The organism is Serratia sp. 506_PEND (assembly GCF_001076875.1).
Classification (GTDB): Bacteria; Pseudomonadota; Gammaproteobacteria; order Enterobacterales; family Enterobacteriaceae; genus Serratia; species Serratia marcescens.
The window spans coordinates 1-2,761 of the sequence record NZ_JVEL01000433.1 but is presented as its reverse complement, the minus strand read 5'-3'; the positions used below and the strand labels follow the sequence as shown (position 1 = coordinate 2,761).

At 50.4% G+C, this 2,761-nt stretch carries 2 protein-coding genes; one reads left to right on the top strand and one right to left on the bottom strand.

Translation table 11 applies throughout. The features are described 5' to 3' along the window. Positions 1 to 1,205 (top strand): ATP-dependent nuclease (locus tag ADK28_RS16485; protein WP_048796121.1); only part of this gene is annotated, 1,205 nt, incomplete at its 5' end. Between the two features lie 176 nt (positions 1,206 to 1,381). Here the strand turns inward: ADK28_RS16485 and ADK28_RS16480 are convergent. Beyond that, complete coding sequence (locus ADK28_RS16480) at positions 1,382 to 1,786, bottom strand: hypothetical protein (RefSeq protein ID WP_048796120.1); 405 nt, start codon at positions 1,784 to 1,786, stop codon at positions 1,382 to 1,384. Positions 1,787 to 2,761 lie beyond the last annotated feature (975 nt).

Below are 2,761 nucleotides of genomic sequence, written 5' to 3'. Positions count from 1 at the left end.
GCGACAGAAGCAGCCGGGATTCCGACGATGAAGTGCAAAGTCCGATGAAGGCCGCCATCACGGCTGCTCTGGCCGAAGTCCAGGACGACATTGCCAGGATCCAGTTGAGGGTCCAGCAAAAGGCTGAAGAGATTGCACGAAACACCCATGAGGCGCTGAAAACCATTGAACCCGGTCTGGCGAGAGAACTCACCCCTGAATTTACGCCCCCCACACCGGCAAAATGGCAGGGACTGTTCTCCGTCGGGCTCAATACTGATGGGGGGATCCCGCTGAATAAACGCGGGAGCGGCGTCCGTCGTCTGGTGCTGGTCAGCTTTTTTAAAGCCGAAGCAGAACGACGACTTAAGTCCAGCAATCGCCGCAGTATCATCTACGCCATTGAAGAACCCGAAACCTCGCAACATCCTAACTATCAACGCATATTGATTGAGTCGTTTAAATCTCTGTCGCTGGAAGCCGGTTGCCAGGTCATACTGACGACGCACAGCCCCGGCTTTGCCTCAGAGCTGCCCGGTGACAGCATTCGCTTTGTTTCCCGGGATACCGCTACCGGGCGACCCACCATCCAGGCCGGCGCTGACGTTTTCGGCATCGTCACGGATACGCTGGGCGTCACACCGGATAACCGGGTCAGACTGCTGTTCTGTGTCGAGGGTCCGACGGATGTCGTCGCCTTCAAAGCGCTCAGTAAAGTACTGCATGCTGAAGATAATACCCTCCCCGACCTTGATAACGACGAGCGAGTGGCATTTATCGTCCTGGGGGGTGGAACGCTCAAGCACTGGGTGAATGAGAATTACCTTCGCGCGCTGAACCGAAGAGAGATACACATCTACGATCGTGACGTTCCTGCTTATGCCGAAGCGGTGAATGCCGTCAACGCCCGGGGTAACGGCTGCTGGGCAGCGCAGACGCTGAAACACGAAGTCGAAAGCTATCTTCATCCGGATGCCATTCACGACGCCTTTGGCGTGACAATCGCCGTAACCGATCATCCTGTCGCAGGTAAAGCTACGCCAAAAGTGTTTGCGGAAGCGTATTCACTGGCTCAGCACTTTGATGGAGTGATGAAAGATAACGCCGCCAAGGCCCGACTGGCGGAGCGGGCTTTTCCGTTGATGACTGCGGCCCTGATCCATGAGCGCGATCCGGAGGGTGAAGTCGTCGGCTGGATGCGTAGAATACGGGACATGCTTCAGTGACGCAGAGGAGTCCCAGTAGCCTCAGCCAGATACATCTGCTGGCAGGTTAGCTGACAACGTGAAGCCAAAGAAGCACACGGGTTATCCCGGATTAACCGGTATGATGCCGCGTGCCTCTGAAAGCGAAGGGTTATCGCCAGTGACTGACAGAATGAAGCATTGTGCCATTGGTTATTTCACTCTGACGCTTCTTCTGGCTTCCGGTACAAACTCCCCTGCCCGGAGGCCGCACGCGCCCACAGCTCCTCGTCGCTGAGCGTGGTTTCAATCAGTTCAACTGGCACGCCGCTGTCATCAATAACGGCAACCCGGTAATCATCGATAGGTTCATAAGGCCCCAGGATAACCGTCTCGCCCGCAATCGCCTCAGCCAGGCTGCTGACCTTAAATGCCACATGCGGCACGGTTTTCAGCAATGAATGCAAAGGTGAGTCATCGGTAAAACGATGCCACTGCACCCGAAACTTCCCCGGATTATCCGTGGTATACATCCCGGCTTTCGCACTGAACTTGCCTGCGGTATCACCGTCCTGCTGCGGGATACCAAAATGATGAAACTCGTACTGTACGTCTGCTTTCATGGATAACACCTGCCTCCGTTTGATTAAACTCCCGATACAGTACCCGACTTGACGATAACAATGCAGAAACGGATATTAACTTTCTGGTAAGCCAACGGGCAGTTTACATCCCATTCTAAAACACGCTGTAACGCTTCAGGTTCAACACAATCTATTTATTCACAGATTTCCATCACTGTGATCTTTAATGCGGTTATACAGGCTTACAGAAAGGTTCAGAGATATACAGCATTACAATGTTCACCCCTGTTAAAATAACATCAGCTTAATGCGACAATCATTCCTCGTATACTGACTCTGAATAAACACGTTCAATTCCACGTAATGCATTCCAGCTGAAAGTATATCCCTGGGCTATTCCCCCGGTCACCCGCTACGGCGTTTACCATTACCTCGCAGTCACTCTCCATACCCTTTAGCTCACGTTCTCATTGATGTGAATAAAGCCCAGGTAAATACACTCACGAATGGCTTCAGGCCATTCAGCTGCTATTGGTTAACAAATTACCTGCAATGGTCAGTTATCGTTATAACAAACCTTAAGGGGATAGCGTCATGCTAATATTTTCACGACGCACTGCGATCGTGCTTACCACGCCACTCAACGTTAGCTTACTCTCAGCCCAGTACTTATTACATTCTCAGTAGTCTTGTCAGTCGTATAACGTTTACCGATGGTTTTAGTAACTCATATATCATAATCCATATCCATTGTTTAATGGCTTGCAATTTTAACTTACCAACACCTCCACTCAATAGTCACCCCCCTTCTAGTAACTACTTCCTGCAGCAGTAATCAAATCACTATTACTGATTAGGTTTACATCTTTCCGTCGTCATGACTCTCTTACCAGCAATAAGCACCACTGTAGTAAACAGTAGTCTTACTGATAACAACCTACTCTTTAGCAATCACCACTCATTATACTTTCAGTAATCACCCCCTTCTTTATTATATTAATACCAATCCAACAC